Here is an 18,465-nt window from a genome sequence, read left to right on the forward strand (position 1 = left end):
ATAAAGCCAAGTTGTTAAGATTTTATGGTTTATCAAAGCCGTAATCGACAAAGATACGCCCTGAACAATCTTCATCTATCAGAATATTGAGTTTTTTATCAGGGAGTTAAGATTCTGGGATTAGGTACGGTTTGATGCTGTAATAAGCTGATAATACAGGAAGGGTATAAACGACGAAACACCCTTCCGTTAGAAGAGTGTTTCGTTAGATCTATACCTGTTAGCTTAGCTAAGAATGAGCTGCTGTCCCGGTTTGATCGCGCTGTTTTTGAGTTTGTTCAGCTTCTTTATCTTCTCCACTGTCACCCCTTCGTGACGCTGGGAGATAGTCCAGAGCGTATCGCCTGGTTGCACATGGTATACGCGCTCTGGCTGGGCCTTGCTTTGCGTTGGCTTGGCTTTAGCCGGCGTGTTGGCTATCTTTTTCGTGCTGTTTCCTGCCGATGCCAACAGCACAGGGGCCGCTTCCGGTGCAGGCTGCCAAACAAGAAGTTTGTCTTGTACCCTGATATCGGAGCCTGTCAGGTTGTTCCACTCCTTTATTTCGTTAATACTCACCCCGAACTTGCGGGCAATGCCAAACAGGTTGTCACCGCGTTGCACGGTATAGGCTTTTTGCACCAGGCTGTCTTTTGCTGTCTCCTGTGTGGCAGAAGCCAGCATAACGGGCGCTTCAGTTGGTGTGGTCTGTTTAGCAGGAGGAGGCGTAGGGGCGGCGGCGAGTAAAATACAGCTCTGTTCTGCAGCCAGCAGTTCGGCAGCCTGAGCCGGAACGCGCAATTTATAGTTGCGAATGGTGGCAGGTAGCTTCGTTTGTTTGATCTCTGGGTTCAAAGCCAGTAAAGCCAGCGTATCAATGTGTAATTCAGCGGCCAGCTTTTCCAGATCCAGCGCCTGATTCACATTCAGATGGGTATAATCAGCCGCGTAAAGGACAGAGTCAGAGAAAATGTTATGCTCCGGCGCATACTTCATCGCATAGATCACCGCCGTCATAGATGGTATATAGTTGCGGGTTTCTCTTGGCAGGTAGGGGTAAATTTCCCAGAACGTCTTTTTGCCGCCACCAGCTCTGCGGATCGCTTTGTTCACGTTGCCCTGTCCGCAGTTGTAGGCAGCCATAGCCAGTTCCCAGTCGCCAAATGTGCGGTACAGCCTGCTCAAAAAGCGCATCGCCGCATCCGTAGATTTCTCTATGTCCATGCGCTCGTCAATGTACTGGTCCTGGTTCAAGCCGTACTCTTTGCCAGTCGACTTGATGAACTGCCAGGGGCCAACCGCGCCAGCCCATGAGGCGGCTTTCGGGTTCAGGCCAGACTCTACAATGGAGAGGTACTTGATGTCCTGCGGCATGTTGTATTTCTTGAGATACTTCTCGTAGATCGGGAAATACACATTTTCGCGGGAGATCATCGTGCGCGTATACTTTCTGTTACGAACAGTGAAGTAATCGATGTGGTTGCGCACGGATTTGTTGAACACCAGGGGGATGTCAGACTCTATACAACTCAGCCTGTCCTGTATCACCTCGTCGGGCTCATAAGGGATATACTCCACAAGCAGCGCTAATTCCTCTTCTGAAAGGAAAGTGGTATCTGCCTGTGGTTTCTTTAAAGAATCCTCTGCTGTGTGCCTTTCGAACCTGATCGTGTAGTCAGAAGCGTGGGCATGAGAAGCCCATATACTTCCAACCAGTGCTGCAAGTACTGTAAAGAGTCTAAACTGCGTCATTATAATTTATGCTTCAACGGTTAGCTTGTCCAGTATGTAATTTGAGAAAGCCAGCAGTTGCGGCTCTTCAAATGAGCGGGTCATTAGTTGCAACCCGATGGAAAGGCCATTCGCATCGCGTCCTGCCGGAATAGAAATGGCAGGAACACCAGCAAGCGAGGCCTGAACCGTAAAGATGTCGGCCAGATACATGGCCAACGGATTCGCCGTATTCTCCTCTAGCCTGAAGGCCGTAGTCGGAGCGGTAGGCAATATAAGAAAATCATAATTTTGCAGCAACTCGTCCGTCTTTTCTTTTATAAGACGTCGCACGCGCTGTGCTTTGGTGTAGTAGGCATCGTAGTAGTCGGCGCTCAGCACAAAAGTGCCCAGCATGATACGGCGCTGTACCTCCGGACCAAAGCCCTCGGCACGTGTTTTTTTGTAAAGAGATGTAAGATCAGTGGCATTCTCGCTGCGGTAGCCATACTTCACCCCATCGAAGCGGCCCAGGTTAGAGCTAGCCTCTGCAGTGGTGAGGATGTAGTAAGTTGGCACCATGAAGTCCAGGTATGGAAACTCCACAGCCTCCAGCTGATGACCTGCTTCCTGCAGCATATCTTTCACGCCCAGGAGGGTTTCTTTCACCTGGGTGTCCAGACCTTCGCTCTCGAAGCAGTCCCGGATATAACCAATTTTATATTTTTTGTCTGTCTGCAGCATTTGGCTGTAAGCAGGCACCGGGCGGTGGCTTACCGTGCTGTCATACTCGTCGCTGCCCGCCATTACTTCCAGCAGCAGGGCCGCGTCTTCTACGCTTTTTGAGATAATACCGATCTGATCGAAAGAAGAGGCATAGGCGATCAAACCATAGCGGGAGATGCGTGAATAGGTAGGCTTAAGGCCAACCACGCCACAGAAAGAGGCAGGCTGACGAACAGAGCCACCCGTGTCGGAACCGATCGAAGCCAGGCACAGGTCAGCCTGCACGGCTACAGCTGAACCACCAGACGAGCCACCCGGTACACGGGACGTATCATCGGCATTGAGCACGGGTCCGAAGGAAGAGTTCTCGTTAGAAGCCCCCATGGCAAATTCGTCACAGTTCTGGCGACCGATGATAATAGCGTCTTCAGCAAGCAGGCGCTGCACAGCCGTAGCGGTATAGAGCGACTTGAAGCCGTTCAGTATCTGGCTGGAGGCTTGCAGGGCGTGGCCTTCGTAAGCCAGCACGTCTTTAAGGCCGATCACCATACCTGCCAGCTTGCCGGCATGACCTGAAGCGAGTTTCTTGTCTACGGCATCAGCCTGGGCAAATGCTTCCTCCTCGAAAATTTCAAGGAAAGCGTTTAGCTCAGGCTTCTGCTTTATATTCTGAAGGTAGTGCGCTACTAACTGTCTGCACGAAACTTGCCCGTTGGCAATGTCGCTGCGAATGTCACGAAGTGAGTGGTATGGTTTCAAACTATTCAGGCTTTTTTATGTCCTTGATGGAGCGTTCGAGCTCGTTCTGGATTTCATTTTTGGCATCGTTAAAGCTGCGAAGACCGCGACCGGCAGAACGTGCCATGCCTGGGAGTTTATCGGCGCCAAAAAGCAGGAGTACTGCGGTTAGTACAACAAGAATTTCTCCTCCTCCCAGGTCTGCCAGGAAGAGGAGAATTGCACTAAGTATCATAAAGCGTTATGCCGGGAATTACTTTACAGGAGTATCCTTCGTTGACTTTTCCAGATCGTCTTTGATTTCATTGGTGGCATCTTTGAATTCGCGAATACCACGGCCCAGACCTCTTGCAAGCTCTGGAATGCGCTTTGCTCCAAAAAGAAGCAGAATCACCACAAGGATCAGGATTAGTGAGCCACCCCCAATGTTCTGGATAAATGCTAGTGTGTTGGTAAGTACCATGTTCTTAAAATTTTAAGATGAATCGCTACAAAAATAAAGCTTATATTTTAATTAAACCCACATTTGGAAACATTAGTTTAGTGGGATGCTATTATCTTGGCTGATCGCTTAAGAGAATCGGTAAGGCGCGCTACAGAAATATCATTTTAAGATACGTTGCAAGTAAGTTGCAACCTCATGCAACAAGAGGCGTATAGAGGGCAAATAAATTTAGAGGCTGCTCTGCTGCTGGCAAAATATTTTCGAGCCGGAACGCGCACGACATTTTCCCAAAATGAAAAAAAACTTTCCGATATAGGGAAAATAGAAACTCCAGGTGTAAAATTTATTGCTGATAATCAGTTGGTTGCTACTTTTGGCGTTTTTGGCAAGCTACTTGTAATATGCCATGTACAACAGAATTGCACGAAAGCACCTGGCAGAGGTGGAAATCAAAGTGGCAAGTTAGGAGAAAAATAAATATTAAGTTTTTTTAATCTTCTGTTTGCAAGTGTAATTTAAAGGTTGTAAATTAATCCATAGAAATTTAACACAGCCTTCCCGTATAGGAGAAAGTGTCTAAATATAATTTTAAGTTTGTTTTCATAGCTTGGAAAGGCACCCTGCTTTGTAGGGTGTTTTTTCTTTTATAGGGGTATAGGAACCAAGCTCCTGATGGAATGAAGATAAAAAGGCGCAGCCGGGCATTTATCAAGATGCCCGGCTGCGCCTTTTTTTATAACAGGTATAACAAGAGGTTTACTTTGGCCTGATCCAGCTTTCCGGGTTTAAGTTGGTGTTGTTTTTCCAAAGCTGGAACTGCAGTTCAGTCGTGCCGTTTGCGTCGGTGTACACGGTTCCGATCACATCTTTGTGCTTCACAACCTGCCCCTCCTTCACATTGACAGTGCGTAGTTTCGCGTATACTGCGAAGTATTCACCGTGCTGCACCATCACAATATTATTCATGCCCGGTACGCTGGCTACTGTTAGCACCTTGCCTTCAAATATGGCACGCGCCGGCTCTCCCTGACTGGTCTGGATGTCAATCCCTCTGTTCTCTATAACCACACCTTTCAGTACCGGGTGGTTATGACGGCCGAACTTCTGGGAAATAAAGCCTCGGTCTACGGGCCAGGCCAGGCGTCCGCGGTTGCCCGCAAATGAAGAGGAAATAAGCGCGGCTTCCGGGGTGAGGGTGATCTTGTTCGAGCTTCCGCTGGTGGCACGACCTTCTTCGCGGGCGGCACGGGCAGCGCGGGCGATCTCCTCTTTCACAATATCAGCGATGAGGTTATCCAGCTTTCTGACGGCCTGCTGGCGCTGTGCCACTTCCTTTTTGAGCTGTTCTTCCTGTTTGCTGAGCTTCTGGATCATGCTATCCTGCTGGGTGCGGAGCGAAAGCAGGTTCTTGTTCTCCACCACCTGCTTATTAAGCAGACCGCGTTTCTCTTCCCGCTGCGATTCCAGGGTACGTAGTTGACCTGTAAGCGCCACCTGTACTTTGTTAATCTGCTCTACTTGTTTCTTGCGGGCTTCAGAGTACTGCTGCAGGTAGCGAAAACGGCGTACCATCTGGTTGAAAGACTCGGCGGCAAACACGAACATGAGCTTGTTGTAGCTGTTGGCGGTTTTGGAGGCTGCGTATACCATGGTGGCATACTCGGCTTTCAGACTCTCCAGGTCGGCCTGCAGTTCACCCACAATGCCTTCTGTCTCCTTCATGCCCGACTCCAGCAACTGTATTTCCCGGGAGATGGTGCTGATAACGCCCTTTTGTACCGCAATTTTTTCCTGAATGGCATTGAGCTGGCCAATAGAAGCCTCCTTCTGAACCTTGGTCTGCTGCAGAATGCGATTTGCTTCTTTAATACGGTTTAGGTTTTCCTTTTTCTCTTTCTCGAGCTGCGCCTTCGATTTTTGTTTTTGGGCTTGGGTAACCAAAGGCAACAGCAGGATAATCAGGAAAAAGGCTGATTTGTAAAGGGCCTTCATCAGAAATAGGGGTATACTACACTTAGCCTACAAATATGGCAAAACTAAATGGCCCGCACCAGAACCCGTAGGATTTTATTCGGCTAAAGTCGCTTGTAACCAGAAGGAACACTGAAAGGAAACTCCAGTACGTCCTCGGAAACGGTGACTTTGGTGTGGTTTAGATTGAAATCAGAGATCTGGCCCGACTGCAGGATTTGAGCCAACATGTTGTAGGCAAACGGAACATCGCCCAGAGGTTGGAAACTCTCATACTGCACCACAATGCTATTGCCTGATAGCTGGTCTTTCACGTTGAGCTGTTGCAGTTTCAGGTTTTCAGAGCTGATGAAATAGTCAAACAGCAGGTTCTGGCGCAGCTGCTGCACGTGCTGCATCTGCCCTTGGTTAGTGGCTTTTTCGGAACCGTTGGCCTGATAATTGCCCAACAAAATGGCCTGTACCACCTGAAAGTCGAGCGCTACGTTGAATCGCTTACTCAGAAAAGCGTAGTCGGTGGCGGCGTACTCGCGCTGGATGCGGTTCATCATGTACACGGAGTCAGGAGTGAGCTTGATGCGGGCAGCCTCTATACCTAGACCCGGCAGCACCGAGATCCAGATCACACTATCTTTCTGCATGCGCAATGCATAGCCCGACGACGTGCTCTGGCCTTTGTCATCAAACTTGAGTTGGCCGCGGGCATTCAGGTAGGTGAATTCCAGATTTTGGACAGTAACGTTGCCAACGGTTTCGGTGGCGGCGGAAGCGGCAGAAGGGATCGTTTCTTTTTTGCAGGCGGAAAACAGGAGCATGCCCAGCAGGCATAGCAGGAGCTGTTTATTCATAGAGTTTCTTTTCTTTTATCTTTCTGTCAAGGAAGGCAGATGCCTCTCCTTTAAGCTTGGCCTTTTCCCACTGCCTAACTGCCTCGTCGCGCTTGCCCAGTTTGAACAGCACGTCGCCGTAGTGCTCTACAATGGTCGCATCCTCTGAAACAGCAATGGCTTGCTCTAAATACTTCAGTGCGCCTTCATAATCTTCCATCTTGTATAGCACCCAGGCATAGGTATCCAGGTAAGTTGGGTTGGCAGGATGTTGCTCTACCAATCGGCCGGCCATGGCTTTGGCTTTGGGTAGTTGCTCGCCTCGTAGCGACAAAAAGTAACTGTAGTTATTGAGTACGTGCTCATTGTCAGGGTCCTGCGAAAGCACGGCCTCATATGCCTCGTCTGATTTTTTATACTCTTTGATGGAGTTATAGGCATCCCCCAACTGTGCATTGAACTGCGCCACCAATTCGGGTTCGCTTGCCGATAGGCGCTTGCCATGCTCCAACGACTTGGCAGCCCGGTCAAAGTTCTTTTCAATGAGATGGCCTGTGCCGTTGTAAAACCAGAACACGGCCTGATTCGGGAATAACTCCAGCGCCTGCTCTGAGTGTTTCACCAAATCACCCGATTCGCCCAGTTCGGCGTCAAGCAGCACGATCTGCTGCCAGATCTTAAAGTGCGAATCATCCAGTTTGACAGCTTTGATGTAGTTTCCCCGGGCAGCTTCTTTTTTGCCAGTGATGGTTTGCAGGTCCCCGGCCACCGCATAGGCTTTCGCTTCCTCGGGGTGAGATGCTATGGTGAGGTCCGCCAGTTCGAGGGCTATACCTTCTATGGCAGGGTTAGGCAGCTGCCGAATGAAGTCTACCAAGATACGCACTTTGGTATCAATATCGAGGTCGGTGCTGGCGAATGCGATCTTTACCTGGTTTTCAGATTCCTGCAGGTTGCCTTTCTGCCGGTGCAGGTCCGAGAGCATCAGGTGCGCGAAGGGGTTATTGGGCTCGATGCGCAGGGCACGGTTGATCGTTTCGATGGCGATGTCCGGCTTTTGGCTGGCATTGTAGAGCTCAGCCTGGGCCAGCAGGTAGCGAATCTCCGTAGGATTGGCCGCAATCAGCTTTTCGCCTTCTGCAAGGGCTTTCCCTATGTTTTTCTGGCGCAGGTAGATCTGCTGCCGGTTCATGGAAAGCTGCTCCAGCGGCCCGTATTTTTTCTCGATGCGGTCATAGGTTTTCAGTGCATCGTCATACTTGGACTGCGCCAGGTATAGCTCCGCCAGATTGAACAGGTACTGCTCCTGGTCAGGCACGTTGCGCATCAGGTCATTGTAGGCCTGGGCCGCCTCTGTGTACTGCTTCTGTTCGGTATGCAGTTGCGCCAGTAGCAGATAGTAATATGGATTTTTTGTGTCGTTGGCAATGGCAGCCTGTGCAAAGGAAACACCCGCTTTTGGGTTTTCCATCAGCATGTAGGTCTCGGCCAATTTGTAGTTAAGCGCCGCATTGGTTGGGGTGACGGCGTATGCTTTCTGAAACTGACTAAGCGCCTGCTTGTAGTCCTCCAGCATAAAGTATTTCATGCCCTCCAGAAACAATGCCTCGCTCAGCAGCTTTTCCTGCTCGCTGGGTTCGGGCTGCGGCACAGGTATGGCTACCTGTTCGGTCTCGCTCTTCTCCTTGCCCTTCTTTTTTTTCTTCTTAGACTGGGCCTGGCTTTCGCCGGTCGCGACCAGTGCAAGGCAGCAAATGGCGAGCGCAATGTTTCTGAATCGGGTCATAAAATGGGTATGCTAATCTTTGAGCGTATTGTAGTCGCCAAGGCTCAGGTCCGACTGGCGTCCTTCATAGGAAACAAAATTACCTACCATTGAGTTTGCTATGTTCCCGTTTTTGATGGTCGACTCTTTCTGAACGATGGAATTGCTCAGAATAGAAGCCAATACGCTGGTGTTGTCTCCAATAGAAACGTGCGGGCCTACCACTGAATTGTGAATCACGGCATTCTCTCCGATATACACGGGTGGGATGATAACCGAGTTCTGGATATCAGCCGACGCGGCTACCAGGTCTTTCTCATCCTTTATATATTCTAAATAGCGTTGATTTGTGTAAACAGTTGCATCTTTGTTGCCACAATCGAGCCATTCTGAGATAACGGCAGGAATAAATTTCGTGCCTTTATTTTTCATGTTTTCCAGCGCGTTGGTCAGCTGGTATTCGCCCTTGTCTTTGATGTCGTTGTCGAGCAGGTACTGCAACTCATTGCGCAGGTAGGCACCGTCCTTAAAGTAGTAAATACCGATAATGGCCATGTCCGATACGAACTCCTGCGGCTTCTCCACAAAGTCGGTAATCTCACCGTTGTCGTTAAGCTTAACCACGCCAAACGGACGCGGATCCTCTACGCGCTGCACCCAGATGGTGCCATCGGCGTTGGTGTCGAGTTGGAAGTCGGCTTTGAACAGGGTGTCGGCAAAAGCGACCACTACCTTGCCTTCCAGCGAATCCTGCGCGCACATGATGGCGTGCGCTGTTCCCAGGGCTTCCTCCTGGTAAAAAATGCTGCCCTTGGCGCCTACTGACTCGGCGATAGCCTTCAGGTCGCGCTCCACGGCCTCGCCGAAGTGACCGATAATGAAGGCCACCTCCTCAATCGGCTCGTGGCATACCTTTGCAATGTCTTCTACCAGGCGCTGCACGATCGGCTTGCCTGCGATAGGTATAAGTGGTTTGGGAACTGTAAGTGTGTGCGGGCGCATGCGCTTGCCCATACCTGCCATAGGTACAATAATCCTCATAGCGATTAGTTTATGGATTGAAAAATGTAGCCGGACGTGCTGCCCGGCGACTATTGGTTTTGATTAATACTGTATTTTGAATGTTTGGTTTAAGCCCTTGCCAAAAAGAAGGAAAAGGGCTGGCTATACCTTGTGTTGATAGTGACGCTGTTGAACTACTTGGTGCCCGTGCTGCCGTAGCCGCCAGCGCCGCGCTCGGTATCTGTCAGCACTTCGGCTTCAGCCCACTGTACACGCTCGTAGCGTGCCACCACCATCTGGGCCACCCGCTCACCATCCTCTACCACAAAGTCTTGATCACTCAGGTTAACGAGTAATACTTTTATCTCGCCACGGTAGTCGGCATCGATCGTGCCTGGGCTGTTCACGATAGAAATACCGTGCTTGTAGGCCAGTCCGCTGCGGGGCCTGATCTGCGCCTCGTGCCCTTCAGGCAGCTCAATGAAAAGGCCGGTAGGTATAAGGGCGCGCTGTAGCGGTTTAAGCGTAACAGGCGCTTCTAAGTTGGCGCGCAGGTCCATACCTGCCGAGTGCTCCGTTTGGTAAGAAGGGAGTGCGTGCTTGGATTGGTTAATGACTTTAACCGGTAAGTTCGTCGTGTTCATCTATTAAAGATAAAGATTATTTTTTAGTTAGAAAGTAGGCCCGCTCCCTGAACCAGACTACCGCCAGGAAAATGCCTGAAAGCGACAAGTGGTATGCGTGGCGCAACCAGAAGTTCTCGACAGGTATAAAATAAGCCACCGCCACCAGCACCGTGGCAAGCGCGATGTAGCCCAATATAGTTTTGACAGGGTAGGGGATCGGGTAATGCACGTTGCCCAACAGGTAAGTCGCCAGTGCCATACCTGCGTAACAGATAAGCGTGGCAATAGCAGAGCCCATGTAACCCAATACAGGTATGAGCAGCAGGTTAAAAGCGATGGTAACAGCGGCGCCTCCAAAGCTAATGTAGGTGCCAAAGTGCGTTTTGTCTGTCAGCTTGAACCAAACAGTGAGATTGTAGTAGATGCCCAGAAACAGGTTGGCAAGCAACAATACAGGTACCACCAACAGGCCTTCGTGGTATTCGGGTCTGCGTAGAAACAGATCAGCAAAAAAACCAGCGTTGACGGAAACGAAAAGGAAAATGAAAGCACAGGCAATAACAAACCACTTCATGACGAGGGCGAAGGCCTGTGGTGAGTCTTTCTCTTGCGCCTGTGAGAAAAAGAATGGCTCAGCGGCATAGCGAAAAGCTTGGATAGCCAATGTCATGAAAATCGACAGTTTGTAGCAGGCGCTGTAGATACCCACCGCAGCAAAGTTGCTTCTGTTCGGGTAAAAGCCCTCAGGCAGGTAAAGCTCCAATAGGATACGGTCTATCACCTCGTTTACCATTCCTGCTAGGCCCATGAACAGAAGCGGCCATGCGTAGATTAGCATAGGCTTTAGCTGCTCCATATCTAGCTTGAAGCGGAAGATGCGCAACTCTTTCCACAGCATAGGCAGCAGCAGGGCGTTTGCTACTAAATTGATGAGAAAAATATAGCCCACTCCAAAACCAGGATTATACAAGCTGACAGCTAGCGGCTGAAGGTTCTGTAGGTAGGTGCCTTCATAAATCTGGCGCAACAGCAGCAGGAAAAACAGGTTGCCACTCACCGTTATCAAAATGTTGACCAGCTTAATGCTAGCGAATTTGATAGCCTTGTTCTGGTGCCGTAACCAAGCAAAAGGTATAGCCACAATAGCATCGATAGCCAATACCAGAGCTAGCCACACAATATACTCCCGATGTTCTGGGAATCCCATATAATCCGCTATATGCTGAGAAAGCAGCAACAGGATACCCGTAAAAACAGCGCTACTTAGAAGTATCGCACTCAGTACACGGTTGTATACAGTTTGGGGGTCGTTTTCAGGCTTGTTGGCGAAACGGAAAAATGCCGTTTCCATGCCGTAAGTATACACGACGTTGAAGAAAGCTACGAAAGCGTACAGATAGGATACCACCCCAAATGCTTCAGGATGGAATACGTAGGTATGAACCGGTACGAGCAGGTAGTTGAGCGCGCGGCCCACAATGCTGCTTAGTCCGTAGGCAGCCGTTTGCCCGACCAGTTTTTTGGCGATGCTCATGCGTTTGTTTTAGGGCGGGTGGGTATAGGTATCAGCTTAAAAAGACAGAACGCGCTATACCTGCCTTTTATGATAGGTATAGCGCGTTGCTGCAGGTATAAAATTAAGCGCCTTTAAATACAGGCTTGCGTTTTTCGAGGAATGCGTTGGTGCCCTCAATAAAGTCTTGTGATGAGCAGCAGCGGGCAAACGAGTTGGCCTCTGTCTGGTAACCGTTCTCATCTTTGTCGTAAACAGCGTTCACACAGTCAATCACCAAGCCAATGGCAAGTGGTGCTTTCGACAGAATTTTGTTCATGATCTCCGTCGACTTTGGCATCAGTTCTACAGCAGGCACTACGTGGTTTACCAGGCCGAGTGCTTTGGCTTCGTTCGCGCCAATCATGTCGGCGGTCATCATCAGTTCCATGGCTTTGCCTTTGCCTATGAGCTGCGTCAGGCGCTGTGTGCCACCGTAGCCCGGTATCAGACCCAGGTTCACTTCCGGCTGACCAAAACGGGCGCCTTCGCTGGCAACGCGCATGTGGCAGGCCATGGCCAGTTCGCAACCTCCACCCAGCGCAAAGCCATTCACGGCTGCGATCACGGGCTTGGTGCAGCGTTCAATCATGCTGAAAACTTCCTGGCCGCGCTCCGCAAATCCGCGGGCGTTCACCTCGCTCAGTTCTGATATCTCTGAAATGTCAGCACCCGCCACAAACGCTTTCTCGCCGGCACCGGTAAAGATAGCACCCCTCACAGCAGGGTCGTCATAGACTTGCTGGATGGCAGCCTTGATCTCCCTGATGGTATCGATGTTGAGGGCATTGAGCTTATCTGCACGGTTAATGGTAATCACCAAAACACCATTCTCGAGGTTGAGCAGCAGGTTTTCGAATAAAGACATAGTTTAATCCTGTATAGGTAATTAGATAACAACAGCAAATATAGTAGTGATTTAGTTAAATCCCTAAAGTGCAACTTGACAATGGCTCAGTTCTAATGCACCTTCCCTAAAGTTTCACGTCAGCCTCGTGCCTCCGGTTGCAATTTGTTATATTTGCACAATTTTTAAACATAGTACGCTCACTTTATACCTTATTTTCATGCTTAAGGCTTTATTACGCTTTCTTTTTCTGTTTTTCTTCCTTTCACATTTTAGCTCACTCTCCGCTTCAGCTCAAGACACCCCAGTCGATACAGCGGCGGTGCAAAATATCTGGGACTTTGGCGGTACCGGCACGGTCAATTTCAGTCAGGTAAGTCTTAGCAACTGGGCTGCCGGAGGGCAGAATTCGTTGTCAGCACTGGGCATAATGAATATCTATAGCAACTACAAGAAGGGCAAAAACACCTGGAACAATACCCTGGACCTGACTTACGGCACCGTGAAACTGCAGGAGCAGCGTCTCCGGAAAAGTGATGACCGGCTGGAGCTTAACCTCAAGTATGGTCGTCAGGCATCAAGTAAATGGTTTTATACGGCGCAGCTCAACACCCGCACCCAGATCAGCCCGACTTATACCCCTGAGCGTGATTCGGTAATCTCTAACTTTATGGCACCCGCTTTTATGCTGGCCTCGATTGGGATGGACTACAAACCCAATCCTAAACTTTCGGTCTTCATTTCTCCTTTTACCGGCAAGTTTACGGCTGTGCTAAACCAGCGCATGGCTGACTACGGGGCCTTTGGGGTGGAGCCCGCTCAGCGCGACCTTGAAGGAAACCTTATACCTGGTACAGGGGAGCGACTGCGCGAGGAGTTCGGTGGCTTTGTGAACGTGCGCTTTCGCAATGAGATTTTTAAAAATGTGACCTTGCAATCTAAAGCCGACCTATTCTCCAACTACCTGCGCAATGCCAAGAACATTGATGTGAACTGGGAGAACCTGGTAAACTTCAAAGTGAATAAGTTTCTGTCAGCGAGTCTGTTTTTACATATGATCTACGATGATGATATTTTGATCGATATAGACCGTAGCGGGGATGGTACAATGGATGGCAAAGGCCCTCGATTACAGCTGAAAGAAACGATGGGAATAGGATTATCCTACAAATTTGAATAGTAAACTTTTGTCTTGTACTTCTTGTTATTCACTAAAAATGTATACTTTAGCGCATAATGTACGTTGTATAGATACATTATCAAAAGTGGATTTATGAAAAAAATCATATCGTTACTATTCTCTCTAGCTTTCCTCCTGTTTGTGTCTGATGCAATGGCACAGAATTCCAGTTCTTCGAGCACTTCGCTGAACTCAGGGAAAGACGAATACTGGGGTACTGCCAGGGTGCAGGAAAAGGGTACAACAGCTGATGCCGTTGGCGCACGCGCCGCAGGTATGGATTCACGCTGGAATGCCTATGAAAACTCCAACCGTACCCGCTTCACCAAAGACCGCATCAAAGGAAGCAAGCGAATGGAAGCCATTCTGAAAAAAGAGAAGGAAATGCACCGCAAGCACAAGCGCGATAAGCGCCGTCTTGCTCGGCATTCATTGTAATAATTTCTGCCAAAAGCATTAGAAGCCCCGCCCTTAATAAAGGCGGGGCTTTTTTGTTTTATCCCAGTGTGTCCAATTATTTGGCAGGTATAGCGCTTGCTGACATTGATTGGTGGCTGGTTGCTGCCCGTTTGCCGTCACCTTTCTCAAGTCTAAAAACAAAAGGCTCCCGCATTCGCAGGAGCCTTCTTTATGTTTCATGAAGCAGCTAACTAGAGCGTACGCTTCACTTCTTTCTCTACGTAAGCTTCGATCACGTCACCAATCTCGATGTCGTTGTATCCTCTCAGGCTGATACCACACTCGTAACCCTGGCGCACTTCAGACACATCGTCTTTGAAACGCTTCAGTGCCAGAATCTCGCCATCGTGCACTACGATGCCGTCACGTACCAAACGCACTCTGGAGTTACGCTGAATAGAGCCGTCTGTGATCATACAGCCTGCAATCGTACCAACCTTGGTGATGCGGAACACATCGCGAACTTCAGCGTTACCGGTAATCTCCTCTTTCATGGTAGGAGCAAGCATACCTTCCATCGCATCCTTCACCTCGTTAATGGCATCGTAGATGATGGAGTACAGACGAACGTCGATTTGCTCCTGCTCTGCCAGTCTGCGGGCATTCTGCGAAGGACGCACCTGGAAACCAATGATGATCGCGTCGGAAGCCGAGGCAAGCAAAACGTCAGACTCAGAGATAGCGCCTACACCTTTGTTGATGATATTCACCTGCACCTCTGCTGTCGAAAGCTTCAACAGGGAATCGGAAAGTGCTTCCACGGAACCGTCCACGTCACCTTTTACAATCACGTTCAGCTCCTTGAACGTACCGATCGCCAATCGACGGCCGATCTCGTCCAAAGTGATGTGCTTACGTGTGCGCAGGCTTTGCTCTCGCTGCAATTGCGCGCGGTTGCTTGCAATCTCACGGGCTTCACGCTCCGACTCCATTACCTGGAACTTGTCACCAGCCTGTGGTGCACCGTCAAGGCCAAGAAGCTGTACCGGAGTAGAAGGGCCAGCCACTTTCATTTTGCGACCGCGGTGGTCTGTCATGGCTTTTACTCTACCGTAATGAGAGCCTGCCAGCACCACATCGCCAATATTCAGCGTACCCGTCTGCACCAGCACGGTAGCTACATAGCCACGACCTTTATCAAGCGATGCTTCAATCACAGTACCAACTGCATTTCTGTCCGGGTTAGCCTTAAGCTCCAGCAGTTCCGCTTCAAGCAGTACTTTTTCCAGCAGGTCATTTACACCCTGACCAGTTTTGGCAGAGACTTCCTGCGACTGGTATTTACCACCCCACTCTTCAACCAGAATATTCATCTGGGCAAGTTCCTCACGCACCTTATCTGGGTTAGCGCTTGGCTTGTCAATCTTGTTCAGAGCAATGATGATCGGCGAGCCAGCAGCCTGTGCGTGGTTGATCGCTTCTTTTGTCTGTGGCATCACCGAGTCGTCGGCCGCTACCACAATAATAACAACGTCTGTTACTTTCGCACCACGGGCACGCATGGCCGTAAAGGCTTCGTGACCAGGAGTATCGAGGAAGGTAACAGTACGGCCGCCTTCGGTTTTCACGCTGTAGGCACCAATGTGCTGCGTGATACCGCCAGCCTCGCCCGCAGTTACGTTGGCATTACGTATATAGTCGAGGAGGGAAGTTTTACCATGGTCAACGTGACCCATGATGGTCACAATCGGAGCGCGGTCCAACAGATCCTCTTCGTTTTCTTCCAGAGCTTCTTCAAGCGCCTGCTCATCTTCTGATGTGATGAACTCAACGGAATAGCCGAACTCGTCTGCAATGATGGTGATGGCTTCGGCATCAAGGCGTTGGTTGATGGATACGAACATACCCAGCTGCATACATACCTTGATGACATCATTCACGCTCACGTTCATCAGCGCGGCCAGGTCATTAGCTGATACGAATTCTGTTACACGCAGGGTCTTCGACTCTGCCTGCTCCATCAAACGACGCTCTTCTGTTGCATCCGCAATAGCAGAGCGCTTCTCACGACGGTATTTGGCACGGTTACCACCGCCCCCTTTACCGCCGCTTAGCTTAGCAAGCGTCGCTTTGATCTGCTCCTGGATTTCCTTATCCGTTACTTCTGCTTTTTCTACACGTGGTCCCGAGGCATTGCGTGGTCCACGTCCGCCTGGGCCTCCAGGTCCGCCACCAGGACGTTGTCCCGGACGATTGCCCTGATAGCCTCCGCCTCCGCCACCCGTATGCTGGATAGGCCGAGCCTGTGGATTAGAAACACTTTGTCCCTGGCTCTGGCTGCCACCCTGTTCCGGGCCAGCCACAATAATGCGCTTGCGCTTTTTCTTCTTACCGGCCTTCTTGTCATCAGAAGACGCTACCGGCTTGGTTCCTTTTCTACGGGAGCTGTCTGGCAATTCAATCTTGCCTAGCACCGTAAGGCCTTTCAGCTGGTCGGCTTTTGCTGTAATTGTTTCTATTTGTTCTGGTCCTTTTTCTTCAGGAGTGGCAGGTGCCGGCTTTTCCGGTGCCTGTGGTGCCGCTGCTTGCGCAGGAGCCTGTTCTTTTTCAACTGGTTTGTCAGCTGGTTTCTGTTCCGCAGCAGGGGCAGGAGGCGTTGCCGATTGCTGTGGCGTTTCAGCTTTTGGAGCTTCCACCTGAGGGGTTTCGGCTTTAGGTGTTTCGGCTGCAGGTGCGGCAGGTGTTTCCTGCACAGGCGCTGCCGGCTTCTCCACAGGCTTCTCTTCCTGAGGAGCAGCAACTGGCTGCTCAGGCGCTTTCGCTTCCGGGGCTTTTGGCTGCTCCGCTGCAGGCGCCTTTGGCTCTTCAGGCTTAGGAGCAGCCTTCGGCACTGGACGGCCTTTGGCGTCAAGCTCTATTTTGCCGAGTACTTTTATACCCGGGAGTTTTGATTCAACTGGCGCTGGCGCTGGTTCTGCTCTTGGCTTCGCCTCTGCGGCTTCGCTTTTCGGCTGCTGCGCGTTCTTGATCAGAATCTCTTGCTCAGGCTCTGATGTTTTCTTTGGCTCATGATGAGGCTCCGATTCCACAATCTGGTTGCTTTGTGGTTTCTTGCCGATATTCAGTTCTTCTGCTTCAATCTTGTCTTGCATTGAAGAGGCGAACTCCTTAGCCAGCATACCGAACTGCTCTGCCGTGATTTTGGTGGTGGGTTTGTTTTCCACGTCAAAGCCTTTAGCAGAGAGGTAATCCACAATGGTAGCTGTACCAATGTTTAAAGTAGTTGCAACCTGTTTGAGCCTCCTGATTTTGTCTTCTGCCATGTTCTGATATGCTGTCTTTATTATTCTGTTAATATACTATAGCTGCCTTGCAAGGTATAGAACTGAGCCCCGTTCTGAATATTTTTCAAAATTACAGTAACGGAGCGCAACTCACAACTATTGATTGTCTTCTTCTTCCAACTCTTCGCGCAGGATAGAGAGCACGCTTTCAATCGTTTCTTCTTCCAATTCTGTTCTGCGAAGCAGGTCTTCTTTCGAAACGGCCAGTACGCTCTTGGCTGTGTCCAAACCGATGCGACGCAGTTCTGCAATCACCCAGTCCTCGATTTCGTCTGTGAATTCCTCCAGGCTGATGTCTTCTTCGTACACCTCGGACTCGCGGAACACATCGATCTCCATGTCCACCAGTTTGCTGGCCAGCTTAATGTTCTGTCCGCCTTTACCAATGGCCAGGGAAACCTGGTCTGGCTTCAGAAACACCGATACGCGGCCACTCTCGTTGTCTATTTTCATGCTGGTGATCTTAGCCGGGCTAAGGGCACGCTGAATGTAGAGTTCCAGGTTGTCGGTGTAATTGATCACGTCGATGTTCTCGTTCTCCAGCTCGCGCACGATGCTGTGAATACGGGAACCCTTCATGCCCACACAGGCACCAACCGGGTCAATACGGTCGTCAAACGATTCTACGGCTACTTTGGCACGCTCGCCGGGCTCACGCACAATTTTTTTGATCGCGATCAGGCCGTCGTAAATCTCTGGTACCTCGTTCTCAAACAGGCGCTCCAAAAATGCTGGGGATGTACGGGAAAGAATGATCTTCGGGTTGCCGTTCACGATCTCAACACGCTGTACTACAGCGCGCACCACGTCGCCTTTGCGATAGCGGTCCTTCGGGATCTGCTCGCCTTTCGGGATCAGCAGTTCGTTTTCTTCCTGGTCGAGCAGCAACACTTCGCGGTTCCATACCTGGTATACCTCACCCGAGATGATCTCACCCACCAGGTCCTTATACTTCTGGAAGAGGAGCTCTTTCTCCATGTCCTTGATGCGCTGGATCAGGGTCTGACGGGCAGTCAATACAGCGCGTCGACCGAAGTCTTCCAACTGTATCTCTTCCGATACCTCTTCACCCACCTCAAAGTCAGGTTCAATCTTCTGCGCCTCCGATAGGGCGATCTTGTCATGATCCCAGATGTCCTCCGAGTTGTCGTCCACGATTTCGCGGTTGCGCCAGATTTCGAGGTCACCCTTTTCCACGTTCAGGATGATGTCAAAGTTCTCGTCGGTACCCCACTTTTTGCGGATCATGGTACGGAATACATCCTCCAGGATGCGCATCATCGTCGGGCGGTCTATGTTCTTGAATTTCGCAAATTCAGCGAACGACTCGATCAGGACTGAACTGTTCATTATT

16 protein-coding genes are annotated in these 18,465 nt (G+C 50.2%); 3 read left to right on the forward strand and 13 right to left on the reverse strand.

What is annotated here, in order from left to right; translation table 11 throughout:
- Window positions 1-225: 225 nt before the first annotated feature.
- Genes C8E01_RS20475 through C8E01_RS20490 form a run of 4 tightly spaced genes read right to left on the reverse strand, consistent with a single transcriptional unit; the run spans window position 226 to window position 3,616 of the window.
- Window positions 226-1,731 carry a lytic transglycosylase domain-containing protein gene (locus C8E01_RS20475; protein WP_116545321.1) on the reverse strand — a complete coding sequence of 502 codons (1,506 nt, stop codon included), beginning with the start codon at window positions 1,729-1,731 and terminating at the stop codon, window positions 226-228.
- Window positions 1,732-1,737: 6 nt separating this feature from the next.
- Window positions 1,738-3,174, reverse strand: a complete 1,437-nt coding sequence (gene gatA, locus C8E01_RS20480; protein ID WP_116545322.1) for an Asp-tRNA(Asn)/Glu-tRNA(Gln) amidotransferase subunit GatA — start codon at window positions 3,172-3,174, stop codon at window positions 1,738-1,740.
- Window position 3,175: 1 nt separating this feature from the next.
- The gene (locus tag C8E01_RS20485; protein WP_007654420.1) at window positions 3,176-3,388 is read right to left on the reverse strand and encodes a twin-arginine translocase TatA/TatE family subunit; all 213 of its coding nucleotides are present in this window, start codon (window positions 3,386-3,388) and stop codon (window positions 3,176-3,178) included.
- 18 nt (window positions 3,389-3,406) lie between these two features.
- The gene (locus C8E01_RS20490; RefSeq protein WP_101446552.1) at window positions 3,407-3,616 is read right to left on the reverse strand and encodes a Sec-independent protein translocase subunit TatA/TatB; all 210 of its coding nucleotides are present in this window, start codon (window positions 3,614-3,616) and stop codon (window positions 3,407-3,409) included.
- A gap of 177 nt (window positions 3,617-3,793) precedes the next feature.
- Between C8E01_RS20490 and C8E01_RS20495 the strand changes: the two genes are divergently transcribed.
- Window positions 3,794-4,075: a hypothetical protein gene (locus tag C8E01_RS20495; RefSeq protein ID WP_116545323.1), complete on the forward strand. Its 282-nt coding sequence runs from the start codon at window positions 3,794-3,796 to the stop codon at window positions 4,073-4,075.
- A gap of 279 nt (window positions 4,076-4,354) precedes the next feature.
- Here the strand turns inward: C8E01_RS20495 and C8E01_RS20500 are convergent, their stop codons facing one another.
- The 7 genes from C8E01_RS20500 to C8E01_RS20530 all read right to left on the reverse strand — a co-directional run bounded on the left by C8E01_RS20500 (window position 4,355) and on the right by C8E01_RS20530 (window position 12,209).
- Entirely contained in the window at window positions 4,355-5,590 is a 1,236-nt protein-coding gene (locus C8E01_RS20500; protein ID WP_116545324.1) for a murein hydrolase activator EnvC family protein, read from the reverse strand.
- 83 nt (window positions 5,591-5,673) lie between these two features.
- Window positions 5,674-6,417: a DUF4292 domain-containing protein gene (locus C8E01_RS20505; protein ID WP_116545325.1), complete on the reverse strand. Its 744-nt coding sequence runs from the start codon at window positions 6,415-6,417 to the stop codon at window positions 5,674-5,676.
- A complete protein-coding gene (locus C8E01_RS20510; RefSeq protein WP_243409736.1) occupies window positions 6,410-8,182 on the reverse strand; it encodes a tetratricopeptide repeat protein in 1,773 nt (590 codons plus the stop codon). The genes C8E01_RS20505 and C8E01_RS20510 overlap by 8 nt, the downstream gene beginning before the upstream one ends.
- A 12-nt stretch (window positions 8,183-8,194) precedes the next feature.
- Window positions 8,195-9,202: a sugar phosphate nucleotidyltransferase gene (locus C8E01_RS20515; protein WP_116545326.1), complete on the reverse strand. Its 1,008-nt coding sequence runs from the start codon at window positions 9,200-9,202 to the stop codon at window positions 8,195-8,197.
- 155 nt (window positions 9,203-9,357) lie between these two features.
- Window positions 9,358-9,807, reverse strand: coding sequence for a dUTP diphosphatase (gene dut, locus C8E01_RS20520; protein ID WP_116545327.1), 450 nt, complete (start codon window positions 9,805-9,807; stop codon window positions 9,358-9,360).
- 16 nt (window positions 9,808-9,823) lie between these two features.
- Window positions 9,824-11,323, reverse strand: a complete 1,500-nt coding sequence (locus tag C8E01_RS20525; RefSeq protein WP_116545328.1) for a lipopolysaccharide biosynthesis protein — start codon at window positions 11,321-11,323, stop codon at window positions 9,824-9,826.
- Window positions 11,324-11,426: 103 nt separating this feature from the next.
- Window positions 11,427-12,209, reverse strand: coding sequence for an enoyl-CoA hydratase/isomerase family protein (locus C8E01_RS20530; protein ID WP_116545329.1), 783 nt, complete (start codon window positions 12,207-12,209; stop codon window positions 11,427-11,429).
- A 199-nt stretch (window positions 12,210-12,408) separates the two neighbouring features.
- On the opposite strand from C8E01_RS20530, the gene C8E01_RS20535 reads away from it, so the two are divergent.
- Entirely contained in the window at window positions 12,409-13,368 is a 960-nt protein-coding gene (locus C8E01_RS20535; protein WP_116545330.1) for a DUF3078 domain-containing protein, read from the forward strand.
- Between the two features lie 93 nt (window positions 13,369-13,461).
- Window positions 13,462-13,806: a hypothetical protein gene (locus C8E01_RS20540; protein ID WP_116545331.1), complete on the forward strand. Its 345-nt coding sequence runs from the start codon at window positions 13,462-13,464 to the stop codon at window positions 13,804-13,806.
- 212 nt (window positions 13,807-14,018) lie between these two features.
- Here the strand turns inward: C8E01_RS20540 and infB are convergent, their stop codons facing one another.
- The gene (gene infB, locus C8E01_RS20545) at window positions 14,019-17,090 is read right to left on the reverse strand and encodes a translation initiation factor IF-2 (RefSeq protein WP_116545332.1); all 3,072 of its coding nucleotides are present in this window, start codon (window positions 17,088-17,090) and stop codon (window positions 14,019-14,021) included.
- A gap of 117 nt (window positions 17,091-17,207) precedes the next feature.
- On the reverse strand, window positions 17,208-18,461 hold the full coding sequence (gene nusA, locus C8E01_RS20550) for a transcription termination factor NusA (RefSeq protein WP_116545333.1): 1,254 nt from the start codon (window positions 18,459-18,461) through the stop codon (window positions 17,208-17,210).
- Window positions 18,462-18,465 lie beyond the last annotated feature (4 nt).

Source organism: Pontibacter virosus (assembly GCF_003096355.1).
Lineage (GTDB): Bacteria > Bacteroidota > Bacteroidia > Cytophagales > Hymenobacteraceae > Pontibacter > Pontibacter virosus.

Coding starts and splice junctions, on each gene's coding strand:
- C8E01_RS20515 (WP_116545326.1), bottom strand. CDS start 9,202: ATGAGGATTATTGTACCTATGGCAGGTATGGGCAAGCGCATGCGCCCG.
- infB (WP_116545332.1), bottom strand. CDS start 17,090: ATGGCAGAAGACAAAATCAGGAGGCTCAAACAGGTTGCAACTACTTTA.
- C8E01_RS20485 (WP_007654420.1), bottom strand. CDS start 3,388: ATGATACTTAGTGCAATTCTCCTCTTCCTGGCAGACCTGGGAGGAGGA.
- C8E01_RS20495 (WP_116545323.1), top strand. CDS start 3,794: ATGCAACAAGAGGCGTATAGAGGGCAAATAAATTTAGAGGCTGCTCTG.
- C8E01_RS20490 (WP_101446552.1), bottom strand. CDS start 3,616: ATGGTACTTACCAACACACTAGCATTTATCCAGAACATTGGGGGTGGC.
- C8E01_RS20540 (WP_116545331.1), top strand. CDS start 13,462: ATGAAAAAAATCATATCGTTACTATTCTCTCTAGCTTTCCTCCTGTTT.
- C8E01_RS20525 (WP_116545328.1), bottom strand. CDS start 11,323: ATGAGCATCGCCAAAAAACTGGTCGGGCAAACGGCTGCCTACGGACTA.
- C8E01_RS20505 (WP_116545325.1), bottom strand. CDS start 6,417: ATGAATAAACAGCTCCTGCTATGCCTGCTGGGCATGCTCCTGTTTTCC.
- C8E01_RS20500 (WP_116545324.1), bottom strand. CDS start 5,590: ATGAAGGCCCTTTACAAATCAGCCTTTTTCCTGATTATCCTGCTGTTG.
- dut (WP_116545327.1), bottom strand. CDS start 9,807: ATGAACACGACGAACTTACCGGTTAAAGTCATTAACCAATCCAAGCAC.
- nusA (WP_116545333.1), bottom strand. CDS start 18,461: ATGAACAGTTCAGTCCTGATCGAGTCGTTCGCTGAATTTGCGAAATTC.
- C8E01_RS20535 (WP_116545330.1), top strand. CDS start 12,409: ATGCTTAAGGCTTTATTACGCTTTCTTTTTCTGTTTTTCTTCCTTTCA.
- C8E01_RS20475 (WP_116545321.1), bottom strand. CDS start 1,731: ATGACGCAGTTTAGACTCTTTACAGTACTTGCAGCACTGGTTGGAAGT.
- C8E01_RS20530 (WP_116545329.1), bottom strand. CDS start 12,209: ATGTCTTTATTCGAAAACCTGCTGCTCAACCTCGAGAATGGTGTTTTG.
- C8E01_RS20510 (WP_243409736.1), bottom strand. CDS start 8,182: ATGACCCGATTCAGAAACATTGCGCTCGCCATTTGCTGCCTTGCACTG.